This is a genomic window from Streptomyces caatingaensis (genome assembly GCF_001187435.1).
Classification (GTDB): Bacteria; Actinomycetota; Actinomycetes; order Streptomycetales; family Streptomycetaceae; genus Streptomyces; species Streptomyces caatingaensis.
In genome coordinates, this window is sequence record NZ_LFXA01000004.1 from 114,431 (window position 1) to 140,042 (window position 25,612).

At 72.4% G+C, this 25,612-nt stretch carries 21 protein-coding genes; 6 read left to right on the forward strand and 15 right to left on the reverse strand.

What is annotated here, in order from left to right; translation table 11 throughout:
* The 3 genes from zwf to pgl are packed head-to-tail and all read left to right on the forward strand — an operon-like array spanning position 1 to position 3,334.
* Positions 1-1,524, forward strand: a complete 1,524-nt coding sequence (gene zwf, locus AC230_RS07930; RefSeq protein WP_049715357.1) for a glucose-6-phosphate dehydrogenase — start codon at positions 1-3, stop codon at positions 1,522-1,524.
* On the forward strand, positions 1,521-2,555 hold the full coding sequence (opcA, locus tag AC230_RS07935) for a glucose-6-phosphate dehydrogenase assembly protein OpcA (RefSeq protein ID WP_049715358.1): 1,035 nt from the start codon (positions 1,521-1,523) through the stop codon (positions 2,553-2,555). Before zwf ends, opcA begins: the two co-directional genes overlap by 4 nt.
* Positions 2,552-3,334 carry a 6-phosphogluconolactonase gene (pgl, locus tag AC230_RS07940; RefSeq protein ID WP_078871069.1) on the forward strand — a complete coding sequence of 261 codons (783 nt, stop codon included), beginning with the start codon at positions 2,552-2,554 and terminating at the stop codon, positions 3,332-3,334. Before opcA ends, pgl begins: the two co-directional genes overlap by 4 nt.
* Positions 3,335-3,408: 74 nt before the next feature.
* On the opposite strand, the gene pgi is transcribed toward pgl, so the two are convergent.
* The 13 genes from pgi to AC230_RS08005 form a co-directional block, all read right to left on the reverse strand.
* The gene (pgi, locus tag AC230_RS07945) at positions 3,409-5,067 is read right to left on the reverse strand and encodes a glucose-6-phosphate isomerase (RefSeq protein ID WP_049715359.1); all 1,659 of its coding nucleotides are present in this window, start codon (positions 5,065-5,067) and stop codon (positions 3,409-3,411) included.
* Positions 5,068-5,218: 151 nt separating this feature from the next.
* Positions 5,219-5,554, reverse strand: a complete 336-nt coding sequence (locus tag AC230_RS07950; RefSeq protein ID WP_003957010.1) for an RNA polymerase-binding protein RbpA — start codon at positions 5,552-5,554, stop codon at positions 5,219-5,221.
* A gap of 158 nt (positions 5,555-5,712) precedes the next feature.
* Positions 5,713-5,943 (reverse strand): preprotein translocase subunit SecG, encoded by a 231-nt coding sequence (gene secG, locus AC230_RS07955; protein ID WP_198535472.1) that lies wholly within the window; start codon positions 5,941-5,943, stop codon positions 5,713-5,715.
* A gap of 130 nt (positions 5,944-6,073) precedes the next feature.
* Entirely contained in the window at positions 6,074-6,850 is a 777-nt protein-coding gene (gene tpiA / locus AC230_RS33240; RefSeq protein WP_049715361.1) for a triose-phosphate isomerase, read from the reverse strand.
* 6 nt (positions 6,851-6,856) lie between these two features.
* Complete coding sequence (locus AC230_RS33245) at positions 6,857-8,068, reverse strand: phosphoglycerate kinase (RefSeq protein ID WP_049715362.1); 1,212 nt, start codon at positions 8,066-8,068, stop codon at positions 6,857-6,859.
* A gap of 98 nt (positions 8,069-8,166) precedes the next feature.
* Positions 8,167-9,171 (reverse strand): type I glyceraldehyde-3-phosphate dehydrogenase, encoded by a 1,005-nt coding sequence (gap, locus tag AC230_RS07970; protein WP_049715363.1) that lies wholly within the window; start codon positions 9,169-9,171, stop codon positions 8,167-8,169.
* 137 nt (positions 9,172-9,308) lie between these two features.
* Positions 9,309-12,275: a M14 family metallopeptidase gene (locus AC230_RS07975; RefSeq protein WP_049715364.1), complete on the reverse strand. Its 2,967-nt coding sequence runs from the start codon at positions 12,273-12,275 to the stop codon at positions 9,309-9,311.
* Between the two features lie 163 nt (positions 12,276-12,438).
* Positions 12,439-13,458 (reverse strand): DNA-binding protein WhiA, encoded by a 1,020-nt coding sequence (gene whiA / locus AC230_RS07980; protein ID WP_049715365.1) that lies wholly within the window; start codon positions 13,456-13,458, stop codon positions 12,439-12,441.
* Complete coding sequence (locus tag AC230_RS07985) at positions 13,449-14,495, reverse strand: gluconeogenesis factor YvcK family protein (RefSeq protein WP_049715366.1); 1,047 nt, start codon at positions 14,493-14,495, stop codon at positions 13,449-13,451. Before AC230_RS07985 ends, whiA begins: the two co-directional genes overlap by 10 nt.
* Positions 14,492-15,424: an RNase adapter RapZ gene (gene rapZ, locus AC230_RS07990; protein ID WP_198535473.1), complete on the reverse strand. Its 933-nt coding sequence runs from the start codon at positions 15,422-15,424 to the stop codon at positions 14,492-14,494. The genes AC230_RS07985 and rapZ overlap by 4 nt, the downstream gene beginning before the upstream one ends.
* A gap of 169 nt (positions 15,425-15,593) precedes the next feature.
* Complete coding sequence (gene uvrC / locus AC230_RS07995) at positions 15,594-17,567, reverse strand: excinuclease ABC subunit UvrC (protein WP_049715368.1); 1,974 nt, start codon at positions 17,565-17,567, stop codon at positions 15,594-15,596.
* Positions 17,568-17,702: 135 nt separating this feature from the next.
* Entirely contained in the window at positions 17,703-18,551 is an 849-nt protein-coding gene (locus AC230_RS08000; protein WP_049715369.1) for a hypothetical protein, read from the reverse strand.
* Between the two features lie 4 nt (positions 18,552-18,555).
* Complete coding sequence (locus tag AC230_RS08005; protein WP_049715370.1) at positions 18,556-19,200, reverse strand: papain-like cysteine protease family protein; 645 nt, start codon at positions 19,198-19,200, stop codon at positions 18,556-18,558.
* Between the two features lie 235 nt (positions 19,201-19,435).
* Between AC230_RS08005 and AC230_RS08010 the strand changes: the two genes are divergently transcribed.
* On the forward strand, positions 19,436-20,377 hold the full coding sequence (locus AC230_RS08010) for a hypothetical protein (protein ID WP_049715371.1): 942 nt from the start codon (positions 19,436-19,438) through the stop codon (positions 20,375-20,377).
* Between the two features lie 13 nt (positions 20,378-20,390).
* Here AC230_RS08010 and AC230_RS08015 read toward each other — a convergent pair whose 3' ends face one another.
* Positions 20,391-20,828 (reverse strand): Rieske (2Fe-2S) protein, encoded by a 438-nt coding sequence (locus AC230_RS08015; protein ID WP_049715372.1) that lies wholly within the window; start codon positions 20,826-20,828, stop codon positions 20,391-20,393.
* A 141-nt stretch (positions 20,829-20,969) separates the two neighbouring features.
* The gene (uvrA, locus tag AC230_RS08020) at positions 20,970-23,891 is read right to left on the reverse strand and encodes an excinuclease ABC subunit UvrA (protein WP_049715373.1); all 2,922 of its coding nucleotides are present in this window, start codon (positions 23,889-23,891) and stop codon (positions 20,970-20,972) included.
* Between the two features lie 250 nt (positions 23,892-24,141).
* Between uvrA and AC230_RS08025 the strand changes: the two genes are divergently transcribed.
* Together AC230_RS08025 and AC230_RS08030 are read left to right on the forward strand one after the other, a co-directional pair.
* Positions 24,142-24,828, forward strand: coding sequence for a maleylpyruvate isomerase family mycothiol-dependent enzyme (locus AC230_RS08025; RefSeq protein ID WP_049715374.1), 687 nt, complete (start codon positions 24,142-24,144; stop codon positions 24,826-24,828).
* A 39-nt stretch (positions 24,829-24,867) separates the two neighbouring features.
* On the forward strand, positions 24,868-25,524 hold the full coding sequence (locus AC230_RS08030) for an MBL fold metallo-hydrolase (RefSeq protein WP_049715375.1): 657 nt from the start codon (positions 24,868-24,870) through the stop codon (positions 25,522-25,524).
* Positions 25,525-25,612 lie beyond the last annotated feature (88 nt).

The following is a 25,612-nucleotide window of genomic DNA, read 5'->3' on the forward strand; positions in this document are numbered from 1 at the left end:
TTGAGCAGCAGCAACCCGCTGCGTGACGCTCAGGACCGACGGCTCCCGCGCATCGCGGGGCCGTCGGGCCTGGTCATCTTTGGCGTCACGGGCGATTTGTCACGGAAAAAGCTGATGCCTGCCGTCTACGACCTCGCCAACCGGGGTCTGCTGCCGCCGGGCTTCTCCCTCATCGGCTTCGCCCGCCGCCAGTGGGCGGACGAGGACTTCGCGCAGGTCGTGCACGACGCCGTCAAGGAGCACGCGCGCACGCCCTTCCGCGAGGAGGTCTGGCAGCAGCTCGTCAACGGCTGCCGGTTCGTCCAGGGCGACTTCGACGACGACGCCGCGTTCGAGACGCTCAAGGAGACCATCCACGAGCTCGACAAGGCCCAGGGCACGGGCGGCAACTTCGCCTTCTACCTGTCCGTCCCGCCGAAGTTCTTCCCCACCGTCGTCCAGCAGCTCAAGAAGCACGGCCTGGCCGAGCAGACGGAGAACTCCTGGCGCCGCGCGGTCATCGAGAAGCCCTTCGGCCACGACCTGAAGAGCGCCCAGGAGCTCAACCGGATCGTCCACGACGTCTTCCCCACCGAGGCGGTCTTCCGGATCGACCACTATCTGGGCAAGGAGACGGTCCAGAACATCCTGGCGCTGCGCTTCGCCAACACCCTCTTCGAGCCGATCTGGAACCGGTCGTACGTCGACCACGTGCAGATCACCATGGCCGAGGACATCGGCATCGGCGGCCGGGCAGGCTACTACGACGGCATCGGCGCCGCGCGGGACGTCATCCAGAACCACCTGCTCCAGCTGCTGGCGCTGACCGCCATGGAGGAGCCCGCCTCCTTCGACGCGGACGCGCTGGTCGCCGAGAAGACCAAGGTGCTGGGCGCCGTCCGGCTCCCCAAGGACCTCGGCAAGGAGACCGTCCGCGGCCAGTACGCGGCCGGCTGGCAGGGCGGCGAGAAGGTGCTCGGCTACCTGGAGGAGGAGGGCATCGACCCCCGCTCCAAGACCGACACCTACGCCGCGATCAAGCTGGAGATCGACAACCGCCGCTGGGCGGGCGTCCCCTTCTACCTGCGCACCGGCAAGCGGCTCGGCCGCCGCGTCACCGAGATCGCGGTCGTCTTCCAGCGCGCCCCCCACTCGCCCTTCGACGACACCGCCACCGAGGAACTGGGGCAGAACGCCCTGGTCATCCGGGTGCAGCCGGACGAGGGCGTCACGCTGCGGTTCGGCTCCAAGGTGCCGGGCACGCAGATGGAGGTCCGGGACGTCTCTATGGACTTCGCCTACGGCGAATCCTTCACCGAGTCCAGCCCCGAGGCGTACGAGCGGCTCATCCTCGACGTGCTGCTCGGCGACGCCAACCTCTTCCCGCGCCTGAAGGAGGTCGAGCTCTCCTGGCAGATCCTCGACCCGATCGAGGAGTACTGGGACAAGCACGGCAAGCCCGCGCAGTACCCGGCCGGCACCTGGGGGCCGGTCGAGGCGGACGAGATGCTCGCACGAGACGGACGGAGCTGGCGTCGGCCATGAAGATCGACCTGACGGACACCACGGCCAGCAAGATCAACAATGCCCTGGTCGAGGGACGCCGCGCCATCGGCACCCCCGCCATCGGCATGGTGCTCACCCTGGTCATCGTCACCGACGAGGAGCACGCCTACGACTCGCTCAAGGCGGCCAACGAGGCCTCCCGCGAGCACCCGTCGCGCAAGCTCGTCGTCATCAAGCGGGTCAGCCGCTCCCCGCGCAACCGCTCGCAGGCCCGGCTCGACGCCGAGGTCCGGGTCGGCACCTCCGCCGGCACCGGCGAGACGGTCGTGCTGCGGCTGTACGGCGACGTGATAGACCACGCCCAGTCGGTGGTGCTGCCGCTGCTGCTCCCGGACGCCCCCGTGGTCGTCTGGTGGCCGGTCGCCTCCCCGCTCGACCCGGTCAAGGACCCGCTCGGCGCCCTCGCCCAGCGCCGCGTCACCGACACCTACGCGGCCGACGAGCCGGTCTCCGAGCTCACCACCCGCGCCGCCAACTACGCGCCCGGCGACACGGACCTCGCCTGGACCCGCATCACCCCCTGGCGCTCGATGCTCGCGGCCGCCCTGGACCAGCAGCCGGACGTCAAGGTCACCGCGGCCGAGGTGGAGGGCGAGGACTGCAACCCCAGCGGCGAACTGCTGGCCATGTGGCTCGCCGACCGCCTCGGGGTGCCGGCCCGCCGCACCGTCTCCGACGGCCCCGGCCTCACGGCCGTCCGCCTGGAGACCGAGGACGGCGTCATCACCCTGGACCGCACCGACGGCTCGCTCGCCCGCCTCTCCATGAAGGGCCACCCGGACCGCGCGGTCGCGCTCAAGCGCCGCGAGACGTCCGAGCTGCTCGCGGAGGAACTGCGCCGGCTCGACCCCGACACGGTCTACGCGGCCACGCTCAAGTACGGCGTGCACCGCCTGGCGGGCACCTCCGCCCCGGAGCAGGCGCCCGCCGGGGCCCCGGCCCCCGACGGGGCCAAGCCGGCCCCGGGCCCCGCGAAGAAGGGCTCCGCTCCGAAGAAGGCGGCGAAGTGAGCACCGCCCCGCGGATCGTCGTCCACCGCGACAAGGAGCTGATGGCCCGGGCCGCGGCGGCCCGGCTCATCACCCGGATCGTGGACGCCCAGGCGGCCCGCGGCTCGGCCTCCGTCGTCCTCACGGGCGGGCGCAACGGCAACGGGCTGCTCGCGGCCCTCGCCGCCTCGCCCGCCCGCGACGCGGTCGACTGGTCCCGGCTGGACCTGTGGTGGGGCGACGAGCGCTTCCTGCCCGACGGGCACCCCGAGCGCAACGTCACGCAGGCCCGCGAGGCCCTCCTCGACGCGGTCGGGCTCGACCCCGCGCGGGTCCACCCCATGCCCGCGGCGGACGGCACCTACGAGGACGCCGACGAGGCGGCCGCCGCGTACGCGGCCGAACTGGCCGCCGCGGCGCGGCCCGAGGACCACGGCGCGGTCCCGTCCTTCGACGTCCTCCTCCTGGGCGTCGGCCCGGACACGCACGTCGCCTCGCTCTTCCCGGAGCTCCCCGGCGTCCGCGAGACCGAGCGCACGGTCATCGGCGTCCACGGCGCGCCCAAGCCGCCGCCGACCCGGATCTCCCTGACCCTGCCCGCGATCCGGGCGGCCCGCGAGGTCTGGCTGCTGGCGGCGGGCGAGGACAAGGCGTCCGCCGTGGCGCTCGCGCTGAGCGGCGCGGGCGAGATCCAGGCGCCGGCGGCGGGGGCGTACGGGCGTACGCGCACGCTGTGGCTCCTGGACCAGCCCGCGGCCGCCCAGCTCCCGCGGGACCTGTACCCGCCGGCGTCGCCGTAACGGAGAGGGGCCCCGGTCCCTCCCCCAGAGGGGGTACCTCCTCTGGGGGAGGGACCGGGGCCCCTTCCGCCGCGTCAGCGGCCCCGCACCGCCCGGTAGCGGGCGACGAGCGCCGAGGTCGAGGGGTCGAGCCCCTCGACGGAAGCCCCCTCCGTCAACGCCGGCTCCACCCGCTTCGCCAGCACCTTCCCCAGCTCGACCCCCCACTGGTCGAAGGAGTCGATGTTCCAGATCGCCCCCTGCACGAACACCTTGTGCTCGTAAAGCGCGATCAACTGCCCCAGCACGGAAGGCGTCAGCGCGTCCGCGAGGATCGTCGTCGTGGGCCGGTTGCCCCGGAAGGTCTTGTGGGGGACGAGCTCGGGCGCGACGCCCTCCGCCGCGACCTCCTCCGGCGTCTTGCCGAAGGCCAGCGCCTGCCCCTGCGCGAACAGGTTGGCCATCAGCAGGTCGTGCTGGGCGACGAGCCGCGGCTCCAGGTCGTCCACGGGGCGCGCGAAGCCGATCAGGTCGGCGGGGATCAGCTTCGTCCCCTGGTGGATCAACTGGTAGTACGCGTGCTGCCCGTTGGTGCCCGGCGTGCCCCACACCACCGGCCCCGTCTGCCAGTTGACGGGCCGCCCGGCGCGGTCGACGGACTTGCCGTTGGACTCCATGTCCAGCTGCTGGAGGTAGGCGGTGAACTTGGAGAGGTAGTGGCTGTAGGGCAGCACGGCGTGCGACTGCGCGTCGTGGAAGTTGCCGTACCAGATGCCGAGCAGACCCATCAGCAGCGGCACGTTCTTCTCGGGCGGCGCGGTGCGGAAGTGCTCGTCGACGAGGCGGAAGCCGTCGAGCATCTCCTGGAAGCGGTCCGGCCCGATGGCGATCATCAGGGAGAGCCCGATGGCCGAGTCGTACGAGTAGCGGCCGCCGACCCAGTCCCAGAACTCGAACATGTTGGCCGTGTCGATGCCGAACTCGGCGACCTTCTCCGCGTTGGTGGAGAGCGCGACGAAGTGCTTGGCGACGGCCTCGTTCCCGGCGCCCGCGCCCAGCCCGTCCAGCAGCCAGCCCCGCGCGGACGTCGCGTTGGTGATGGTCTCGATGGTGGTGAAGGTCTTGGACGCGATGATGAAGAGCGTCTCGGCCGGGTCGAGGTCCCGCACGGCCTCGTGCAGGTCCGCGCCGTCCACGTTGGAGACGAAACGGACCGTCAGGTCGCGGTCGGTCCAGGCGCGCAGCGCCTCGTGGGCCATCGCCGGACCGAGGTCCGAGCCGCCGATGCCGACGTTGACGACGTTGCGGATGCGCTTGCCGGTGTGGCCCGTCCAGGCCCCCGACCGGACCCGGTCCGCGAAGTCCCGCATCTTGGCCAGCACGGCGTGCACGGCGGGGACGACGTTCTCCCCGTCCACCTCGATCACGGCGGAGGCGGGGGCGCGCAGGGCGGTGTGCAGGACGGCCCGGCCCTCGGTCGTGTTGATCTTCTCGCCGCGGAACATCGCGTCCCGCAGCTCCGCCACCCCGGCCGCCGCCGCGAGGTCGCGCAGCAGCCGCAGGGTCTCGTCGGTGACGAGGTGCTTGGAGTAGTCGACGTACAGGTCGCCGACGGTCAGCGCGTACTTCTCGGCCCGCCGGGGGTCCTCCGCGAACAGCCGGCGCAGCTGCACCTCCCCCAGCTCGTCCCGGTGCTTGGTCAGTGCGTTCCACTCGGGCATGCGGTCGAGCCCGGTGCGGCCCTCAGCGTTCATTTCGGACATCAGTCCATTTCTTCTCGTAGCTCTCTCGCCTCTCCCAACCTAATGGAGCCGCCGCAGATTCCGGGGCACGGCCCCGGGAACACCACCGGCCCGGCCGGAAGGAACGGTCCTTCCGGCCGGGCCGGTCAGTGCTGGCGGTTCGTCAGATCTCCCCGCGGAGCTTGGCGAGTGCCTCGGCGAGGATCGCCTCGCCGTCCGCGTCGCTGCGCCGCTCCCTGACGTACGCGAGGTGCGTCTTGTAGGGCTCGGTGCGCGGGGGGTCCGGCGGGTTGTCCCGGTCCTGGCCGGCCGGGAAGCCGCAGCGCGGGCAGTCCCAGGTGTCCGGGACCTGCGCGTCACTGGCGAAGCTCGGCTGCGTCTCGTGCCCGTTGGAGCACCAGAAGGAGATGCGCAGGCGCGGGGCCGACTCGCCCCGCTCCGCTTCCCCCATCGGCCCCGCCCCGACCCGGCTTCCCCGGATCGCGTTGCCACTTGCCACGGTCGTAACTCCCTGCGTGATGGTGCGGCGGAGCGTGACAGTCCGCTCCGCTGCGAGCGCCCCAGTCTACGGAAGGCCCAACGCGCGTCCAGCGGCAGGAGTTACACGGCCGGCCGCGCGGCGCGGGTTCCATCATAGGCCGCGGGTACGACGGAGCGTCAGCTGTCGAGCTTCATCAGCACGCCGAGCACGACGATGCAGGCGAACCACAGCAGGCCCACCACGATGGTGATCCGGTCGAGGTTGCGCTCGGCGACCGAGGACCCGCCGACGGACGACTGCATGCCGCCGCCGAACATGTCGGACAGGCCGCCGCCCTTCCCCTTGTGCATGAGCACCAGCATCATCATCAGCAGGCTGAAGACGATGAGGGCGATCGAGAACGCCATGACCACTGGTGGACCAACTCTCTCGGACTGTTGACGAACGGATGCGGGGCCGGCCCCGGCGGAAACCGCCGGTCCCGGCCCCGACAGGGTACGACGGGCGGCGCCCGTCGGCACAGCGCTACCGGTGGGACTACTGGTCGCGGAAGCGGACGATCTTGACGAACTCCTCCGCGTCCAGCGCAGCACCGCCGACCAGCGCGCCGTCCACGTCCGGCTGCGCCATGATCGCGGCGACGTTGCCGGACTTGACCGAGCCGCCGTACTGGATGCGGATCTTGTCGGCCACCTCCTGGCCGTAGAGCTCGGCCAGGCGGCCGCGGATCGCCCCGCAGACCTCCTGGGCGTCCTCGGGGGTGGCGACCTCGCCGGTGCCGATGGCCCACACCGGCTCGTAGGCGATGACGATGGTCCCGGCCTGCTCGGCCGGGACGTCCTTCAGGGCGCCGTCGAGCTGGGCCAGGGTGTAGGCGACCTGGTTGCCGGCCTTGCGGACGTCCAGGCCCTCGCCGACGCAGAGGATCGGGGTCACGCCGTGCTTGAAGGCGGCCTTGACCTTGGCGTTGCAGAGCTCGTCGGTCTCGCCGTGGTACTGGCGGCGCTCGGAGTGGCCGATCGCCACGTAGGAGCAGTTGAGCTTGGCGAGCATGGGGCCGGAGATCTCGCCGGTGTACGCGCCGGAGTCGTGCGCCGAGATGTCCTGGGCGCCGTACTTGATCTTGAGCTTGTCGCCGTCGACGAGCGTCTGCACCGAGCGCAGGTCGGTGAACGGCGGCAGTACGGCGACCTCGACGGACTCGAAGTCCTTGTCCGCGAGGGCGAAGGCGAGCTTCTGGACGTGGGCGATGGCCTCGAGGTGGTTGAGGTTCATCTTCCAGTTGCCCGCCATCAGCGGGGTACGTGCACTCACGGTGTTTCAGTCCTCCAGAGCGGCGAGGCCGGGGAGCGTCTTGCCCTCGAGGTACTCGAGGCTGGCGCCGCCACCGGTCGAGATGTGGCCGAAAGCGTTTTCGTCGAAGCCCAGGGTGCGCACGGCGGCGGCGGAGTCGCCACCACCGACGACGGTGAAACCGGGCGAGTCGAGCAGGCCCTGGGCGACGGCCTTGGTGCCGTTCGCGTAGTCGGGGTGCTCGAAGACGCCCATGGGGCCGTTCCAGAACACCGTCCCGGCGTCGGCGAGCTTCGAGGCGTACAGCTCACGGGTCTTGGGGCCGATGTCGAGCCCCTCCTTGTCCGCCGGGATGGCGTCGGAGGCGACGACGTCGGGGTTGGCCGGGGCCTTGGTCTTCAGGTCCGGGAACTCGGCGGAGACCAGGACGTCGACGGGGAGGACGAACTCCACGCCGCGCTTCTCGGCCTCGGCCAGGTACTCCAGGCACGTCGCCTTCTGGTCCTCCTGGAGCAGCGAGATGCCGACCTCGTGGCCCTTGGCGGCCAGGAAGGTGTACGACATGCCGCCGCCGATGAGGATGCGGTCGGCCTTCTTCAGCAGGTTGTCGATGACGCCCAGCTTGTCGGAGACCTTGGCGCCGCCCAGCACGACCACGTACGGCCGCCGGACGTCCTCGGTGAGCTTCTTCAGGACGCCGACCTCGGTGGCGATCAGGTCGCCGGCGGCGTGCGGGAGCCGCTTGGGGAGGTCGAAGACCGAGGCGTGCTTGCGGTGCACGGCACCGAAGCCGTCGCCGACGTAGAGGTCGGCCAGCGCCGCGAGGGCGTCGGCGAAGGCGCCGCGCTCCGCGTCGTCCTTGCTGGTCTCGCCCGCGCTGAAACGGAGGTTCTCCAGCAGCGTGACCTCGCCGTTCGCCAGGGCGGCGACGGTGGCCTTCGCGCTGTCGCCGACCGTGTCGGTGGCGAACGAGACGTCCTTGCCCAGGAGCTCGCCGAGCCGCTTCGCGGCCGGGGCCAGGGAGAACTGCGGGTCCGGGGCGCCCTTGGGGCGGCCCAGGTGGGAGGCCACGATCACCTTGGCGCCCGCCGCGGCGAGCTTGGCGATCGTGGGCGCGACGGCACGGATGCGGCCGTCGTCGGTGATGGTCGTGCCGTCGAGCGGGACGTTGAGGTCGGCGCGGACGAAGACCCGCTTGCCCTCGACGCCGCCCTCGATGAGTTCGTCGATCGTCTTCATGTGGTGACTCCGGTGACTTCCGTGAGTTTCAGCCATGCGACGGGGCCCGTACCGCGCGTCGGTGCGCCGTACGAGCCCCGTCCCTTACAACGCCCGTGTCAGAGCTGGCCGCCGACGAAGACGGTCAGATCCACCAGGCGGTTGGAGTAGCCCCACTCATTGTCGTACCAGCCGACGACCTTGACCTGCTTGCCCTGGACCATCGTCAGCTTGGAGTCAAAGGTGCAGGAGGCCGGCCAGTTGACGATGTCGGAGGAGACGATCGGGTCCTCGGTGTACTCGAGGACGCCCTTGAGCTGGCCCTCGGCGGCCTTCTGGAAGGCGGCGTTGATCTCTTCCTTGGTGGTCTCGCGCTCGAGCTCCAGGACGAGGTCGGTGACCGAGCCGGTCGGGACCGGGACGCGCATGGCGATGCCGTCCAGCTTGCCCTTGAGCTGCGGGAGGACCAGGGCGGTGGCCTTGGCGGCACCGGTCGAGGTCGGGATGATGTTCTCCGCGGCGGCGCGGGCGCGGCGCAGGTCGGAGTGCGGGAAGTCCAGGATGCGCTGGTCGTTGGTGTACGCGTGGACCGTCGTCATCATGCCCTTGACGATGCCGAAGTTCTCGTCGAGGACCTTGGCCATCGGCGCCACGCAGTTGGTGGTGCAGGAGGCGTTGGAGATGACGTGGTGGTTGGCCGCGTCGTACTTGTCCTGGTTGACGCCCATCACGATGGTGATGTCCTCGCCCTTGGCCGGGGCCGAGATGAGGACCTTCTTCGCGCCGGCGGCGAGGTGCTTGGCGGCGTCCTCGCGCTTGGTGAAGATGCCGGTGGACTCGATGACGATGTCGGCGCCCAGCTCGCCCCAGGGCAGGTTGGCGGGGTCGCGCTCGGCCATCGTCCTGAAGGTCATGTCACCGACGGTGATCGTGTCGTCGGTGTGGCTGACGTCCTGCTTCAGGCGACCGAGGATGCTGTCGTACTTCAGCAGGTGCACCAGGGTGGCGTTGTCGGTCAGGTCGTTGACACCGACGATCTCGATGTCCGCACCCTGCTCCAGGAGCGCACGGAAGTAGTTGCGACCGATACGGCCAAAGCCGTTGATGCCTACGCGGATCGTCACGAACCGATCTCCTCGTTGGTGTGCCGGTCTGTCCCGGCGGCTGTATGGGATGTCCCCGACCACCACCGACCCTACCTCCAACCGGCGATGTACGTGACATTGGAGGCCCCCCTGGTCAAGAGGGGGGCGCTGTGGCGTCAGACACGCAAAATGTGCAGGGCGGCGCTCAGAAGAGCCCCCCGCTCGCGTGCCCCGCGGACGTGTTCGAGCCCGAAGCCGAGCAGCACGGTGTCACGCGTCGTGACGGCGGCGGAGGAGTGGTAGAGGGCCTTGGAGACCGTCCAGTCACCCCCGTTGCCGGGGCTGCCGGCCGGCGGGCCGGGGACCTTCCAGGGTCCGGTCGAGCCGGCCTCGAAGCCCTCGGTGTCCTTGACGGCGCCGCCGGCGGTGACGGTGGCGTCGTCGACGAAGACGCCGGGCCCGCCGGTGCCGCCGTCGGTGACGTAGGAGACCGAGACCTCGACCGTCCGCCCGGCGTAGGCGCCGAGGTCGAACGAGGCGCGGTGCCAGCCCTGGGAGGAGCCGGTGAAGCGGTGCCAGGCGCCGGTGGTGCCGTGCGCGGCGCAGGAGCCGTCGCGCAGGGTGAGGTAGTGCCGGAGGAAGGGGTGCAGGGTCAGGTACGAACCGTCGGCGCAGTCCGCGGGCACCTCGGCGCTGGTGCCGCCGTTGGCGTCCGGCAGCGTCGTCCAGTCGTCGCCGCCGGCCGTGCGGATCTCGACGACGGCGTTGTCGTAGCCCTTCTCGGTCTCGTGGCTGATCTGGAACCCGAGCGTGGGCCGGTCCTTGGCGGTGACGCCGGTGAGGTCGATGGTGCGCGTGAGGCGCATCCAGGCGCGGTCCTTGTGCCGGGCCGCGGCCATCCCGTCGCCGGCGTACGGCTCGAAGGCGGTGCGCAGGCCCGGGTAGACGCCGGCTCCGGTGCTGCGGAACTGCGGGAAGCGGTCGGCGCGGAGCACGTCGGAGGTGGTGACGTAGGAGCCGGCGGCGTCGAGCGGGCTGCCGGGGGCGTCGGCCAGGTCGGCGCCGGTGCCGGCGAGCGGTCCGGAGCCGGTGAACCGCCGCGGGTGGGCGAGGGCGGTGCGGCCGTAGGCGCCCAGGTAGTACTGCGCGAAGTCGTCGGTCTCGGCCGCGCCGACGCGGGACGTACCGCCCGCCTCGGGCCCCAGGGCGACGAGCCTGCCGCCCTCGTTGAGGTAGTCGCGGACGGCCAACAGGGTTTTCCCGTCGGGCTTGTTGGCGCCGGTGTACCAGACGGCCGACCTGAAGTGCCGCAGCACGCCGAGGGGATGGGGCGCGCCCTGCCGGGCGACGTCCCAGACGACGGCCCGGTGGCCGGCCCGGTCGAGCGCCTCCGTGTAGGCGGCGAGCCGGCGGGCCGGGTCGGTGCCGCCCTCGTCGGCGATGACAAGGGTGTCGGCGGCCGGCCGGTGCCAGACGGTGTAGGCGAAGGGCTCGCTGCGGACGGTGCCGCCGCCGGGGGTGCGGCCGGTGAACCAGACCTCCACCCTGGCGCCTTCGGGGGCGCCGCGCACGGTGCCGCGGTACTCGTCGAAGCGGATGTTGTCGTGTCCGCCGTAGCGCTTGCCGCCGCGCCAGGGCGTGAGCGGCGCGGTGCGCGTCCTCCCGCCGTCCACGCGGTAGTTGAGGCGCTTGCCGGCCAGGGACTTGCGGGCGGTGACGGCGACGGGCTGGTCGGCGCCGCGCGCGAAGGAGGCGGCGAAGGCGTCGGGGGTGAAGTCCGGCGCGGTCGTGCCGACGGAGGAGGCGGGCCGGTCGGCGTGGGACGCGGTGTCGGCGACGGAGAGGGCGAAGGGGATGTTCTTGGTGAACTCCGCCCGGATGAGCTTCTCGTCGTCGGGGAAGGTGAAGCTGGAGGGGCAGTCGGCCGGGTTCCAGCGGCCGGAGGTGTCGGAGCGCGAGGCGGTCTGGCAGGTCGACATCTCCGGGGTGAACATCATCGTCCCGTTGACGTTGGCCGCGTGGCCGTCGGCCTCGCCGTTGGTGGTGTACAGCTCGGAGGAGAGCTGGGGCCGGTAGCCGGGGATCGCGGACTTCTCCGGGGTGCCGGCGAGCGCCTTGTAGAGGACGTCGTCGGGGGTGGGGGTGGCGACCTGCCAGCCGACGCCGTAGAGCAACAGCTCCGCGGCGGAGTGGTAGTTGACGGCGTAGCGGAAGCGGATCCGCTTCTCGAACGCGTCGAGCGCCCGGGTCTCGGGCTCGGAGGCGGGGCCCGTGCCGCGGTAGGTCTCGGAGGCGGGGTCGGCGGACGAACCCTCGTTGTCGTAGCCCCACTTGTAGGGGAAGTTGCGGTTGAGGTCGACGCCGTCGCCGGGGGTGATCTTCCCGTCGCCGTTGTTGTCGCGCAGGTTCTTGCGCCACAGCCGGGTGTCCGGGCTCTTGAACGTGTAGTCGTAGCCGTCGGGATTGGCGGAGAGCAGGAACCACAGCTCGGTGCTGTCGACGAGCCGGGTGATCCGCCGGTCCTTGCCGTAGGTGTCCAGGACGTGGTGCATCAGCCGGCGGGTCATCTCCGGCGTGACCCACTCGCGGGCGTGCTGGTTGGACAGGTAGAGCACGGCCGGTTTCGACCCGTCGCGGGTGCGCCGCGCGTCCTTGCCCACCTTGACGGCCAGGATGTCCTGGCCGCGCAGGCTCTTGCCGATGGAGACGACCTTGGTGAGCCCGGGGTGCGCGGCGCCGGTGGCGAGGATCTCCTCCCGCAGGCCGCCCGCGCCGCCGTACGGGCGGAAGACGCCGTCGCCGCCGCCGCGGGCGAAGCGCTCGCGGGCGTGCCGGGAGACGTGCCGCTCGGTGAGTTCGACGCCCTGGGCGCGCAGTCGGCCGGCCTGCCGGCCGGTGAGGTAGAGCTCGACGGGCGCCTTCTCGCCCGCGGCGGGCGGGCGGCCCAGTTCGTGTCCGTCCGCGCCCGCCCGGACCAGGAGCGGCATCTGCGCCGCGGTGACCCGGGCGTCCCAGACCCGGATGGCGTCGGAGGCGGCCGCGCCCGGCGGGGCGTCCGGCCGCGCGTGTGCGAAGGGTGCCGCGGTCAGGCCGCCGACGAGCAGCGAAGCCGCCACGAGGATCGATCGCGTCCTGCGTCTCATGAACCCCCCATGCCGTTGTCCGTCCCGTGCGATGACGGACGCAAGGCTTGCGACGGCCCATGACCATGTCAATAGGGCACGCTTCCAACCGGACGACGGCGCCCCCGGCGGCCGAAGGGCCGCCGGGGGCGGTTCACCCGGTTGGCTCCCCTCAGGGGTGAGGTCAGCCGGCCATGTCCTTGACGAGGCCGGCGACGACGTCCTCGGGGAGGTCGGCCAGCTCGGAGAGGTTGGACTCGGTGCCCGGGATGCCCAGGTCCTGGGCGCGCTTGTCGGCCATGGCCAGCAGCCGGCGGATGCGGCCGGCGACGGCGTCCTTGGTCAGCGGCGGGTCGGCGAGGGCGCCCAGCTCCTCCAGCGAGGCCTGCTTGTGCTCCATGCGCAGCCGCCCGGCGGCGGCGAGGTGCTCGGGCACCTCCTCGCCGAGGATCTCCAGGGCCCGCTGGACCCGGGCCCCGGCCGCGACCGCGGCGCGGGCCGAGCGGCGCAGATTGGCGTCGTCGAAATTGGCCAGCCGGTTGGCCGTGGCGCGCACCTCGCGGCGCATGCGCCGCTCCTCCCACGCCAGGACGGACTCGTGGGCGCCGAGGCGGGTGAGCAGCGCGCCGATGGCGTCGCCGTCGCGGACGACGACCCGGTCCACCCCGCGGACCTCGCGGGCCTTGGCCGCGATCTGCAGCCGGCGGGCCGCGCCGACCAGGGCGAGGGCCGCCTCGGGGCCGGGGCAGGTGACCTCCAGGGAGGACGAGCGGCCGGGCTCGGTCAGCGAGCCGTGCGCGAGGAAGGCGCCCCGCCAGGCGGCCTCGGCGTCGCAGGTGGCGCCGGAGACGACCTGCGGCGGCAGGCCGCGGATCGGCCGGCCGCGGCCGTCGACCAGGCCGGTCTGGCGGGCCAGCTGGTCACCGCCCGCCACCACCCGCACCACGTACCGGCTGCCGCGGCGCAGCCCGCCGGGGGCCATCACCACCAGGTCGGACGCGTGTCCGAAGATCTCCAGGATGTCCTTGCGGAGGCGCCGGGCGGCGATTCCGGTGTCGAGCTCCGCCTCGATCACGATGCGGCCGCTGACGAGGTGCAGTCCGCCGGCGAACCGCAGGATCGCCGAGACCTCCGCCTTCCTGCAGCAGGTCCGGGTGACGGGGAGCCGGGAGATCTCGTCCTTCACCGCTGCCGTCATCGCCATGGGCCGATCCTTCCATGCATCCGAAAAATACGGTCGTACGCGGCGGCCAACAGCTCCGGATCGTGCGTAGCGGAACTCCCCTGCGCGGCGACCGGCGCCAGCTCGACCGCGGCGCCGAGCCGCTTGGCGGCGTCGCACAGGCTCTCGCGGTCGGGCACGGCGGCCTCGTCGGCCAGCACCACGTCCAGGGCGAGTTTAGGGGCGTGTCGGGCCAAAACCTCCAAATGACGCTGCGGGGAGAAGCCCTCGGTTTCGCCGGGCTGGGGGGCGAGGTTCAGCGAGAGGACCCGGCGGGCCTTGGTCTGCTGGAGCGCGTCGAGCAGCTCGGGGACGAGCAGGTGCGGGATGACCGAGGAGAACCAGGAGCCGGGGCCGAGCACCACCCAGTCCGCGTCGAGGACGGCCTCGACGGCCTCGGGGACGGCCGGCGGGTCCTCCGGGACGACGTGGACGGACTGCACCTCGCCGGGGGTGAGGGCGACGGTGGCCTGGCCGCGGACGGTGCTGACGGCCTCCGGCACGGCCGGGTCGTGGCCGCGGACGAGGGCCTGGAGCTCCAGCGGGACGGCGGACATGGGCAGCACCCGGCCGTGCGCGCCGAGCAGCTTGCCGACCAGGTCGAGGGCCTGGACGTGGTCGCCGAGCTGCTCCCAGAGGGCGACGATCAGCAGGTTGCCGACGGCGTGGCCGTGCATGTCGCCGTGGCTCTCGAAGCGGTGCTGGATGACGCGCGCCCAGGTCTGGCCCCAGTCGTCGTCGCCGCACAGGGCGGCGAGGGCCTTGCGCAGGTCGCCGGGGGGCAGCACGCCGAGCTCGTCGCGGAGCCGGCCGCTGGAGCCGCCGTCGTCGGCGACGGTGACGACCGCCGTGAGGTCGCCGGTGATGCGGCGCAGCGCGGCGAGCGAGGCCGACAGCCCGCGGCCGCCGCCGAGGGCGACGACCTTGGGCTGGGTGCGGCGCCGGTGGCTGCGCGCGGCGCCGCGCGCGCCGGGGACGAGCCGGCGCACGCGGCGCATCCGGAAACTGCGGGCGGTCACTCGCGCCCCATGTCCCGGTGGACGACGACGGTTTCGACACCCTCCGAGACGAGGCGGTGGGCGAGCTTCTCGGACATGGCGACCGAGCGGTGCTTGCCGCCGGTGCAGCCGACGGCGATGGTCACGTAGCGCTTGCCCTCGCGGCGGTAGCCGGCGGCGATGAGCTGGAGCAGCTCGGTGTAGCGGTCGAGGAACTCCTTGGCGCCGGGCTGGTTGAAGACGTAGCCCGAGACCTCCTCGTTGAGGCCGGTGAAGGGGCGCAGCTCCGGGACCCAGTGGGGGTTGGGCAGGAAGCGGCAGTCGACGACGAGGTCGGCGTCGACGGGGAGGCCGTACTTGTAGCCGAAGGACATGACGGTGGCCCGCAGCTCGGGCTCCTCCTCGCCGGCGAACTGGGCGTCCATCTTGGCGCGCAGCTCGTGGACATTGAGGCTGGAGGTGTCGATGACGAGGTCGGCGTCGCCGCGCAGCTCGCGCAGGAGGTCGCGCTCGGCGGCGATGCCGTCGACGATGCGGCCGGAGCCCTGGAGGGGGTGCGGGCGGCGCACGGACTCGAAGCGGCGCACGAGGGCGTCGTCGGACGCCTCCAGGAAGATCACGCGCCGCTTGACCTTCTTGGCGGCCAGGTCGGCGAGGGATTCGCGGAGGTTGTCGAAGAAGCGCCGGCCGCGGACGTCGACGACCACGGCGATGCGGGCGACGTTGCCCTGGGAGCGGGCGCCGAGGTCGACCATGGTGGGGATGAGGGCGGGCGGCAGGTTGTCGACGACGAACCAGCCGAGGTCCTCCAGGCACTTGGCGGCGGTGCTGCGGCCCGCCCCCGACATGCCGGAGATGATCACCAGCTCGGGGATGCCCGCCGCCTCGCCCGTCGTGTCCGCCGTGGTGGCCGTACTCACCTGTGCTCCGTCCCGCTCGCTGTCGTTCATGAGTTGTCCCCCGTTCTGCCGGCGGGGCCGTGGTCGCGGCCCCGGGTGTCCGGCCTTCCTTCGGATCTGCCTCTGATCTTCCCAGGGCCTTCGGCCCGTGCGGGGAAGGGAGGAGGCTCCGCGCCCGCGCGCGCCGGGGCGGCTCCCCGGTCCGCGCGGCCGGTCTCCATCATCCCTCGGTCCCGTCCAGGATCTCGCCCGTCGCGGTGTTGACCGCGGGGGCGGGCGGTGCGCTCGCGGCCAGGGCCGCGGCGACGGACTCGGCGGTCCGGCGGCCGACGCCGGGGACCTCGCAGAGCTGCTCGACGGTGGCCGTCCGCAGCTTCTTGACCGAGCCGAAGTGCTTGAGCAGCGCCTGCTTGCGGGTCTCGCCGAGGCCGGCGACCGCGTCGAGCGGCGACGCCTTCATCGTCCGCGTCCGCTTGCCGCGCTGGTAGGCGATGGCGAAGCGGTGCGCCTCGTCGCGGACGCGCTGGAGCAGGTAGAGGCCCTCGCTGGTGCGGGGCAAGACGACGGGGTCGTCCTCGTCGGGCAGCCAGACCTCCTCCAGGCGCTTGGCGAGGCCGCAGACGGCGACGTCCGCGACGCCAAGCTCGTCGAGGGCGCGGCGGGCGGCGGCCACCTGGGGCTGTCCGCCGTCGACGACGACGAGCTGCGGGGGGTAGGCGAAGCGCTTGGGGCGGCCGTCGTCGTCGCGGTTGCCGTCCTCGGCGGCCTCCTCGACGGCCCACTCCCCCGTCTTCCGCCGCTCCGCGAGATAGCGGCGGAAGCGGCGGGAGACGACCTCGTGCATGGAGCGGACGTCGTCCTGCCCCGCGAAGCTCTTGATCTGGAAGCGGCGGTACTCGCTCTTGCGGGCCAGGCCGTCCTCGAAGACGACCATGGAGGCCACGACGTCCTGCCCCTGGAGGTGGGAGATGTCGAAGCACTCGATGCGCAGCGGCGCCGACTCCAGGCCGAGGGCCTCGGCGATCTCCTCCAGGGCGCGGGAGCGGGTGGTGAGGTCGGAGGCGCGCCTGGTCTTGTGCAGCGCGAGCGCCTGCTGGGCGTTGCGCTGGACGGTGGCCATCAGGTCCTTCTTGTCGCCGCGCTGGGGGACGCGCAGGTCGACGCGGGAGCCGCGGCGGCCGGCGAGCCACTCGGCGACGGGCTCCACCGGCTCGGGCAGGGCGGGGACGAGGACCTCCTTGGGGACGGCGTCGCCGCGCTCCTCCCCGTAGAGCTGCTGGAGGGCGTGCTCGACGAGGCCGGGCGTGCCGACCTCCTCGACCTTGTCGGTGACCCAGCCGCGCTGGCCGCGCACCCGGCCGCCGCGGACGTGGAAGATCTGCACGGCCGCTTCGAGTTCGTCCTCGGCGACCGCGATCAGGTCGGCGTCGGTGGCGTCGGCGAGCACGACGGCGTTCTTCTCCAGGGCGCGCTTGAGCGCCGCTATGTCGTCGCGCAGCCGGGCGGCCTTCTCGTACTCCATCTCCTCGGCCGCATCCTGCATCCCCTTCTCCAAACGGCGGATGTACGCGCCGGTACGGCCGGCCATGAAGTCGCAGAACTCCTCGGCCAGTTCGCGGTGCTCCTCCGGGGTGACGCGGCCGACGCAGGGGGCGGCGCACTTGCCGATGTAGCCCAGCAGGCAGGGGCGGCCGATCTGGGCGGAGCGCTTGAACACCCCGGCGGAGCAGGTGCGTACGGGGAAGACGCGCAGCAGCAGGTCGACCGTCTCGCGGATGGCCCAGGCGTGCCCGTAGGGGCCGAAGTAGCGCACGCCCTTCTTCTTGGCGCCGCGCATGACCTGGACGCGGGGGAACTCCTCGCCGAGCGTGACCGCGAGGTAGGGGTAGCTCTTGTCGTCGCGGTACTTGACGTTGAAGCGGGGGTCGAACTCCTTGATCCAGGAGTACTCCAGCTGCAGCGCCTCGACCTCGGTGCCGACGACCGTCCACTCCACGGAGGCGGCCGTGGTGACCATCGTGCGGGTGCGCGGGTGCAGCCCGGCGAGGTCCTGGAAGTACGACGAGAGGCGCTGGCGCAGGCTCTTCGCCTTCCCGACGTAGATCACCCGGCCGTGCTCGTCACGGAACTTGTAGACCCCCGGGGAGTCCGGGATCTGTCCCGCCGCGGGGCGGTAGCTGCTGGGGTCGGCCATGTCACCAACCCTACTTGCGGGCACCGACAACGGGGGCCGCGCGGGGAACGGCCCCGGCCCCGGCGCGTGGAGGGCGCCGGGGCCGGGGCGGGCGGGGCGGTGTGCGGGGTGTGGGGGGTCTCCGGTGCCGTCGGGTCAGCGGCGCCGGAGCCTGCGCACCGCCACGGTGGTGAGGCCGAGGCCGGCGGCCGCGGCGGCCGCGGCCGAGGCGGCCACGGTCGTGGTGGAGGGGCCGGAGGACGGGGCGGCGACGGGCTCGGCGGCCACCGCTCCGCCCTCGTCGTAGCCGCCGGCCGCGCCCTTCTTCGCGTAGGCGGAACCGGGCAGCTTGTCGCCGTACGCCGAGTGGACCCGCTCGCGGTAGGCCCCGAGCGTCGTCCCCGCGGTGCCGACGGCGCGCTCGGCGTCGGGGTTGAGCGGCAGGACGCGGTCGCCGCGCTGGACGTACCAGGCGTTGATCTGCGGTTCGCGGAAGACGGTGCCGCCGGCGAGCTTCCTCGCGCCCTCGGCGGCGTAGCGCGTCTCGTCGTCGCCGCTGGCGATGTTGACGACCTTCCAGCTCCCGCCGGTCTCGGCCGCCCACACGGACGCCTTCCGGCCGTCGGCCGAGACGGCCTTGCTGGCCACGTAGTCGAACGCGGCGACCGGGGCGTCCTTCCGGCCCGCCACGAACTCGGGCGAGAGGGAGTAGACGGGCACGGTCGCGCCCTCGATCCGGGGCGTGGCCGCGGGTCCGGCGGCGGCGGTGCGGCCGTCACGGGGTCCGCGGGCGTCGTCGCGGGCGAAGAAGCGCGCGAGCGTGTCGAGCGTCCCGGCGGACGTCGTGGCCGCCCTGGCCTGGGCGATGCCGGCGGCGGGCGGCGGGGCGGGCGCGGCCGGGGGCTGCGCGGCGTGGGCGAGGGGGGCGAGGCCGGCCAGGGCGGCGGTCAGGGCGCCGGCGGCCGCGACGCGGGCGGCGGTGCGGCGGGCGGTGTTCTCGGTCATCGGGTCACCCGCCGATCCGGTAGAGCGAATGCGTCCAGGCGAACCGGTTGTTGTCCACGTACCAGTTGTGGTCCGCCCAGTTGTAGCGGTTGCTGGTCTTCCACGGGTCGCCCCAGTAGACCAGGTTGTTCGCGGTGTCGTAGCCGTAGATCACCTGCATGTGGCCGCCGCCGGACTTCCAGCCGATGCGGGTCTCGATGGGCCGGTCGGCGTTGATCTCGCCCTGCACCGTCGAGTAGCGCAGCCATCCGTCCACGTACGAGCCGGTGTTGATGCCGGCCCAGCGGAAGGCGTTCTGCACGTTGCCCAGCGTGGCCTGGTTGTTGGGGCACTCGGTGCCCTGCTGCCGGTTGAACGCGGCGTTGCAGAACTGGTTCTGGCTGTACTTCCGGCCGTACCAGGCGGCGATGGTGTTGCCGGAGCCGGCCCAGCACCAGTTGGTCTTCTCCTGGGCCTGCATGGTGATGTTCAGCTTCTTCGCGGCGCGCAGCGGCTTGGCGGCCGGTGCGGAGGCGGCGGAGGCCGTGGCGGTGGGCAGTGCCACCAGTGTCGCGGCCGCGAGGGCCGCGGCGGTCAGCCGGGCGGCGCCGCGCGGACGGCGCTCGCGGGATATGAGGGGTCTCTCGGATTGTGCCGAGGCACGGGCCATGCCGATTCTCCCGTGTCAGGTGGGGGGTTGGACGGTGGGGGCGTCCGGACGCTGGTCAGGAGCATGGAATGTTGTCGCGTGCTGGTCAACCGGCTTGAATGCGGGGTGAGACGGCGAAGTGAACGGCTGCCGGCGTGTGTGAACGCCCCGTGCCCCCGCCAGGTGGAACGCGGCGCTCCACCCCGCGCCGGTTCCGTTCGCCTCGGGTGAATATTCACAGGAAGCGGCACACGGCATGGCACGGACCGGCACACCGGTGGGCGAGAGCGAGCTGACACAGGCGCTGCGCACCGGCCCCTTCCATCTGGCGCTGCGCACGGCGCTGTCCGCGCGCGGCCTCGCGCTGCACCGGGTGCAGCACCGCCTCGCCCAGCGCGGCGTCAACGTCGGGCTGACGAGCCTCAGTTACTGGCAGCGGGGCGCGCGGTGCCCGCGAAGACCCGAGTCGCTGCGCGCCGTGCGGCTGCTGGAGGAGATCCTCGACCTGCCCGAACAGGCGCTGCTCCGGCTGCTCGACACGGCCGCCGCCCGGCCGGCCGGCGAGCGGCCCGCGGCGCGCACGTTACGGTCGCTGATGGACGAGTCCCGGGCCGTCGAGCGGCTGCTCGGCGAGCTGGAGGCGCCGGCGGACGGCGGACTGCACACCGTCTGCCACCTGGAACGGGTCTCCATCGGCGCCCGCCGCGAACTGCGCGGGCGCGACTCGCACCACGTGGTGCGGGCGCACCGGGACGGGGTGGACCGCTACGTCGCCATCCACTACGGCGACACCGGCTGCGACCCGGCGCGCATCGCCGTCCGCGCCACCGAGAACTGCCGTGTGGGGCGCGTGCGCTGGCACTCCGGCGCGGGCGTCCTGGTCAGCGAGCTGCTCTTCGACACCCGGCTGCGGGCCGGCGAGACGTACGTCTTCGGTTACGCCTTCGACGACGGGACGGGGGGTCCGAGCCACGAGTACGTGCGCGGGTTCAGCTTCGCGGGCGGGCAGTACGTCCTGGAGGTGCGCTTCGACGCGGCGGCCCTGCCGGTGCGCTGCCTGCGCTTCGCGCAGTCCTCGGCCGCGGCGCCGCGCAGCGGGCAGCAGGAGCTGACGCTCAGCGGGCGGCACCGCGGGGTGCACCTGGTGGAGCAGGGGGTGGGGCCGGGGATCGTGGGGATCGGCTGGGACTGGTACTGACCGCGCCGAGCCGCTACGCCTCCGGCCCCGCCACGAGGCGGCCGCCCTTCGTCCGCACCGGCACGGGCGGCAGCGGATCCCCGGCCGGGCCCTGGAGCACCTTGCCGGTCGCCACGTCGAACCGGCTGCCGTGGCACGAGCAGGCGGCCGCGCCCTCCTCGATGGCGGCCAGGACGCAGCCGGCGTGGGTGCACTCCGCGCCGAAGGCCTTGAACTGCCCCTTCACCGGCTGGGCGACCAGCAGCCGCTCCTCGCGGTAGAGCTTGGCCCCGCCGACGGGGACCTCGCTCGCGGGCCCGAGCTCCACCGGCGCGGTGGGTGTCGAGGAGGCCCTCGCCCCCGTCCGCCCGTCGCACGCGACCGCACCGAGGCCGGCGACCCCGGCGAGCGCGGCTCCGCGCAGCACGGTACGGCGGGAGGCGCAGCAGGGGACGGGCTGCCGGCTGGTCATGGTGGTGCTCCTGGGGGGTGCGACGGCGTACCGCCTGAACGATCTCGGTGCCCGACGATACTGCCCGCGCGGGGGGCAGGGGTTTCGTGCCCCGGACCCCGCCCCCTGCGGGGGAGGGGTCCGGGGCCCGCCCCCAGGGCCTCAGCCCCGGCGAACCCGCGTCTTCGCCGGCGCCGTCTTCTTCGCGGGCGCCTTCCGCCCCCGCTTCGCCGGGGCCGGGGACACCGCGGGCAGCATCTCCCTCAGGAACCGGCCGGTGTGGCTGTCACCGTTCGCCGCGACATCCTCCGGCGTTCCCTCGGCGACCACCAGGCCGCCCCCGTTGCCGCCTTCCGGACCCATGTCCACGACCCAGTCGGCCGTCTTGATCACATCGAGGTTGTGCTCGATGACGATCACGGTGTTGCCCTTGTCGACCAGGCCCGACAGCACGGAGATCAGCTTGTTGATGTCCTCGAAGTGCAGACCCGTGGTCGGCTCGTCGAGCACGTACACCGTCCGCCCGGTGGAGCGCTTCTGCAGCTCGCTCGCGAGCTTCACGCGCTGCGCCTCGCCGCCCGAGAGCGTGGGCGCGGACTGGCCGAGGCGCACGTACCCGAGGCCCACCTCGTTGAGCGTGCGCAGGTGGCGCGCGATCGTCGGCACGGCCTCGAAGAAGTCGAGGGCCTCCTCGATGGGCATGTCCAGCACCTCGGCGATGGACTTGCCCTTGTAGTGGACCTCCAGGGTCTCCCGGTTGTAGCGCGCCCCGTGGCAGACCTCGCAGGGCACGTACACGTCCGGCAGGAAGTTCATCTCGATCTTGATGGTGCCGTCGCCGGAGCAGTTCTCGCAGCGGCCGCCCTTGACGTTGAAGGAGAAGCGGCCGGGCAGGTAGCCCCGGACCTTCGCCTCCATGGTCTCGGCGAACAGCTTCCGGATGTGGTCGAAGACTCCGGTGTACGTGGCGGGGTTGGACCGGGGCGTGCGGCCGATGGGCGACTGGTCGACGTGGACGACCTTGTCGACCAGGTCGTCGCCGTCGACCCGGGTGTGCCGGCCGGGCACGGCGCGGGCGCCGTTCAGCTCCCGGGCCAGGTGTGTGTAGAGGATGTCGTTGACCAGCGTGGACTTGCCGGAGCCGGAGACGCCCGTCACCGCCGTGAGCACCCCGAGGGGGAAGGACACGTCGATGTCGCGGAGGTTGTTCTCCCGGGCGCCGCGGACGGTCAGGCGGCGCTCGGGGTCGACGGGCCGGCGCACCTGCGGGGTGGCGATGGCCCGGCGGCCGGAGAGGTACTGGCCGGTCATGGACTCCTCGGTGGAGAGGAGCTCGGCCAGCGGGCCGCTGTGGACGACCTTGCCGCCGTGCTCGCCGGCGCCGGGGCCGATGTCCACGACCCAGTCGGCGACCTTGATCGTGTCCTCGTCGTGCTCGACGACGATCAGGGTGTTGCCCATGTCGCGCAGGCGGACCAGCGTCTCGATGAGGCGGTGGTTGTCGCGCTGGTGCAGGCCGATGGACGGCTCGTCCAGCACGTACAGCACGCCCACCAGGCCGGAGCCGATCTGTGTGGCGAGCCGGATGCGCTGCGCCTCGCCGCCGGAGAGGGTGCCCGCGGCGCGGTTGAGCGAGAGGTAGTCCAGGCCGACGTCGACGAGGAACCTCAGCCGCTCGTTGACCTCCTTGAGCACCCGCTCGGCGATCTTCTTCTCGCGGCCGGTGAGCTTCATGCCGCGCAGGAAGTCGGCGCACTCGCTGATGGACATCGCGGAGACCTCCGCGATGGAGCGGTCCTGCACGGTGACGGCGAGGACGATCGGCTTGAGCCGGGTGCCCTCGCAGGTGGGGCAGGGCACCTCGCGCATGAAGCCCTCGAAGCGCTCGCGGCTGGAGTCGCTCTCGGCCTCGGAGTGCCGCCGCTTGACGAAGGGCACGGCGCCCTCGAAGGCGGTCGTGTAGGCGCGCTCGCGGCCGTAGCGGTTGCGGTAGCGGACCTCGATCTGGGTCTTGTGCCCGTTCAGCAGGGCCTTCTTGGCGCGCTGGGGCAGGCCGGCCCAGGGGATGTCGGTGCGGAAGCCGAGCTCGTCGGCGAGCGCGGAGACCAGGCGGTGGAAGTAGTCCTTCGTGTGGCCGTGGGACCAGGGGCTGATGGCGCCCTCGTCGAGGCTCTTCTCCGGGTCGGGGACGACGAGTTCGGGGTCGACCTCCATGCGGGTGCCGATGCCGGTGCAGTCCGGGCAGGCGCCGAAGGGCGAGTTGAAGGAGAAGGAGCGGGGCTCCAGCTCCTCGAAGGAGAGGTCGTCGTAGGGGCAGTAGAGGTGCTCGGAGTACATCCGCTCGCGCTCGGGGTCGTCCTCGGGGAGATCCACGAAGTCGAGGACGACCATGCCGCCGGAGAGGCCGAGGGCGGTCTCGACGGAGTCCGTCAGCCGGCGCTTGGCGCTGTTCTTCACGGTCAGGCGGTCGACGACCACCTCGATCGTGTGCTTCTCCTGCTTCTTGAGCTTGGGCGGCTCGGAGAGCTGGACCGTCTTCCCGTCGACCCGGGCCCTGCTGTAGCCCTTGGTCTGGAGGTCGGCGAAGAGGTCGACGAACTCGCCCTTGCGCTCGCGCACCAGCGGGGAGAGCACCTGGAAGCGGCTGCCCTCGGGCAGCTCCAGCACCTTGTCGACGATGGCCTGCGGCGACTGGCGGGAGATCGGCCGGCGGCACTCGGGGCAGTGCGGCTTGCCGATCCGGGCGAACAGCAGCCGGAGGTAGTCGTAGACCTCCGTGATCGTGCCGACCGTCGAGCGCGGGTTGCGCGAGGTCGACTTCTGGTCGATGGAGACGGCCGGGGACAGGCCCTCGATGAAGTCCACATCGGGCTTGTCCATCTGGCCCAGGAACTGCCGTGCGTAGGAGGAGAGCGACTCGACGTAGCGACGCTGCCCCTCGGCGAAGATCGTGTCGAAGGCGAGCGACGACTTGCCCGACCCGGACAGGCCCGTGAAGACGATGAGGGAGTCACGGGGGAGGTCGAGCGAGACGTTCTTGAGGTTGTGCTCGCGCGCGCCACGGACGATGAGACGGTCAGCCACGCCGGTCGGCACCTTTCGTGTGAAGAGGAAGGGGGTGCGCCGGCCCCGCCACCGCACGAGGCCGCCCGTCTCGGGGGCCGTCGCGGGAGCAGAGGTCAGTGCGGAGCGATGCTCCCGACCCCGACAGGGTACGAGAGCGCTGCGGGCATCTCCCAAGGATGCCGCATCCCGAGCGTATAGCACGCACATTCGATTTACGGCGGGATCCCGCCTGCTTCACCCGAAGGAGTGGCGGCGCTATCGTCGCCGCATGATTGATCATGAACACGATCTCGCCCTGCTGCGCGAGGCGACGGACCGCCTGACGCGGGCCGTGGCGGCCCTGGCGGAGCCCGCCGTCGCGGAGCCCTCCCGGCTGCCCGGCTGGACCCGCGGGCACGTGCTCGCCCACCTCGCGCGCAACGCGGACGCCTTGGTCAACGTACTCTCCGGGCGCCCGATGTACGCGAGCGCCGAGGCCCGCGACGCGGACATCGCCGCCGGCGCCGCGCGCCCCCTCGCCGCCCATCTCGACGATCTGCGCGCCACCGCCCGGCGCTTCGCGGAGACGGCCGCCCGGCCGGCCGACTGGTCGCGGACCGTCACCCTCCGCAACGGGGTCACCGACAGCGCCTCCCGGGTCCCCTTCCGGCGGCTGATCGAGGTCGAGCTGCACCACGTGGACCTCGGGACCGGCTACGAACTGGAGGACCTCCCGGCCGAGTTCACCGTCCGCGAGATCGGCTTCCTGGCCGACCGGTTCGCCGGGCACCCGGGCCTGCCCGCCCTCCTGATCGCCGACGAGGAGGGCCGCACCTGGCGCACCGGCCGCCCGGACGGCCCCCGGACCCGGATCGCCGGCCCCGCCCCCGCCCTGCTCGGCTGGCTCGCCGGCCGGCGCGACGGCGCGGCCCTGGACGCGGGCGGTGCGTCCGTCCCCGTCCCGCCGCCCCTGTAGACCAGGACCACTGTCGTACCGAGGAACTAGGCTGATTCCATGGCATACACCGGAGCGGTGAAGGTCGGCGGCCCCGCCGACGTACACGAACTGACCGACCTGATGATCTCGAAGGTCGCGGTCGGCCCGATGGACAACAACGCCTATCTGCTGCGCTGCCGCGCCACCGACGAGCAGCTGCTGATCGACGCCGCCGCCGAGCCGGAGACGCTGCTCGGCCTGATCGGCGACAGCGGCATCGCCTCCGTGGTCACCACCCACCGGCACGGCGACCACTGGGGCGCCCTGCGCGAGGTGGTCGACGCCACCGGCGCCCGCACCTACGCCGGCCGGTACGACGCGGAGGGCATCCCCGTCCCCACCGACGTCCCGGTGGACGACGGCGACACCATCACCGTCGGCCGCGTCGAGCTCACCGCCCGTCACCTGGTGGGCCACACCCCGGGCAGCATCGTGCTGATCTACGACGACCCGCACGGCCACCCCCACGTGTTCACCGGCGACTGCCTCTTCCCGGGGGGTGTCGGCAACACCCACCAGGATCCCGAGGCGTTCGCCGGCCTGCTCGGCGGCGTGGAGAGCAAGCTCTTCGGGCGGCTCCCCGACGAGACCTGGGTCTACCCGGGCCACGGCGCCGACACCACGCTCGGCGCCGAGCGCCCGCACCTGCCGGAGTGGCGCGAGCGCGGCTGGTAGCGGCCTCCGCCGTGCGCCCCGGCGGGGCGCACGGCGGGCGGAAGCGAACGCTCCGCCACGCCCCCGCGCGCCCCGTTTCCCTTCCGGG

Bases quoted from the DNA above. Each gene is read 5' to 3' on its own strand.
- whiA (WP_049715365.1), bottom strand. From the start codon at position 13,458: ATGGCGATGACGGCAGCGGTGAAGGACGAGATCTCCCGGCTCCCCGTC.
- AC230_RS08010 (WP_049715371.1), top strand. From the start codon at position 19,436: ATGGCACGGACCGGCACACCGGTGGGCGAGAGCGAGCTGACACAGGCG.
- AC230_RS08015 (WP_049715372.1), bottom strand. From the start codon at position 20,828: ATGACCAGCCGGCAGCCCGTCCCCTGCTGCGCCTCCCGCCGTACCGTG.
- uvrC (WP_049715368.1), bottom strand. From the start codon at position 17,567: ATGGCCGACCCCAGCAGCTACCGCCCCGCGGCGGGACAGATCCCGGAC.
- AC230_RS08000 (WP_049715369.1), bottom strand. From the start codon at position 18,551: ATGACCGAGAACACCGCCCGCCGCACCGCCGCCCGCGTCGCGGCCGCC.
- pgi (WP_049715359.1), bottom strand. From the start codon at position 5,067: ATGAACGCTGAGGGCCGCACCGGGCTCGACCGCATGCCCGAGTGGAAC.
- AC230_RS08030 (WP_049715375.1), top strand. From the start codon at position 24,868: ATGGCATACACCGGAGCGGTGAAGGTCGGCGGCCCCGCCGACGTACAC.
- rapZ (WP_198535473.1), bottom strand. From the start codon at position 15,424: ATGAACGACAGCGAGCGGGACGGAGCACAGGTGAGTACGGCCACCACG.
- opcA (WP_049715358.1), top strand. From the start codon at position 1,521: ATGAAGATCGACCTGACGGACACCACGGCCAGCAAGATCAACAATGCC.
- secG (WP_198535472.1), bottom strand. From the start codon at position 5,943: ATGGCGTTCTCGATCGCCCTCATCGTCTTCAGCCTGCTGATGATGATG.
- AC230_RS08005 (WP_049715370.1), bottom strand. From the start codon at position 19,200: ATGGCCCGTGCCTCGGCACAATCCGAGAGACCCCTCATATCCCGCGAG.
- AC230_RS08025 (WP_049715374.1), top strand. From the start codon at position 24,142: ATGATTGATCATGAACACGATCTCGCCCTGCTGCGCGAGGCGACGGAC.
- AC230_RS07975 (WP_049715364.1), bottom strand. From the start codon at position 12,275: ATGAGACGCAGGACGCGATCGATCCTCGTGGCGGCTTCGCTGCTCGTC.
- AC230_RS33245 (WP_049715362.1), bottom strand. From the start codon at position 8,068: ATGAAGACGATCGACGAACTCATCGAGGGCGGCGTCGAGGGCAAGCGG.